General features: G+C 63.5%; 1 protein-coding gene. It reads right to left on the reverse strand.

Going from position 1 to position 584, the window contains the following annotated elements:
- Positions 1-584 (reverse strand): aminoacetone oxidase family FAD-binding enzyme (locus GYA94_RS26920; RefSeq protein WP_161893481.1); only part of this gene is annotated, 584 nt, incomplete at both ends.

Below are 584 nucleotides of genomic sequence, written 5' to 3' on the forward strand. Positions count from 1 at the left end.
GGTGGCCGTGCAATCAAGCGAAGTGCCGGACAGCTCGCTGCACAATGCCTTGAGTTGTGGCTCGGTGATGGTGAACGGCACCAGCCCGGCGCGGGTCGGCAGCAGGGTGTGGCCAAACTGGCGCGCGACCTGGTAGCCGAACCCGGTGGCGCCCAGGGTCGGGATCGACAGGCCACCGGTGGCGATCACCAGTGACTGGCAGGCGAACTGCCCGCCGCTGGTCTGCAGCAGGTAGCCGCTTTCGGTTCTTTCGATCTGTTCGATGCTGGTGTGCATGCGGATTTCGGCACCGGCCTCGTCGCATTCGGCCAGCAGCATGTCGAGGATGTCGCTGGCCTTGTTGTCGCAGAACAACTGGCCGAGCTTCTTCTCGTGGTACGCCACGCCGTGCTTGCACACCAGCTCGATGAAGTCCCATTGCGTGTAGCGGGCCAGCGCCGATTTGCAGAAATGGGCGTTGTGCGAGAGGAAGTTGGCCGGTTCGGTGTACATATTGGTGAAGTTGCAGCGCCCGCCGCCAGACATGAGGATCTTCTTGCCTGGCTTGTTGGCGTGGTCGAGCAACAGTACCCGGCGGCCGCGGC

The organism is Pseudomonas juntendi, from assembly GCF_009932375.1.
Classification (GTDB): domain Bacteria; phylum Pseudomonadota; class Gammaproteobacteria; order Pseudomonadales; family Pseudomonadaceae; genus Aquipseudomonas; species Aquipseudomonas juntendi.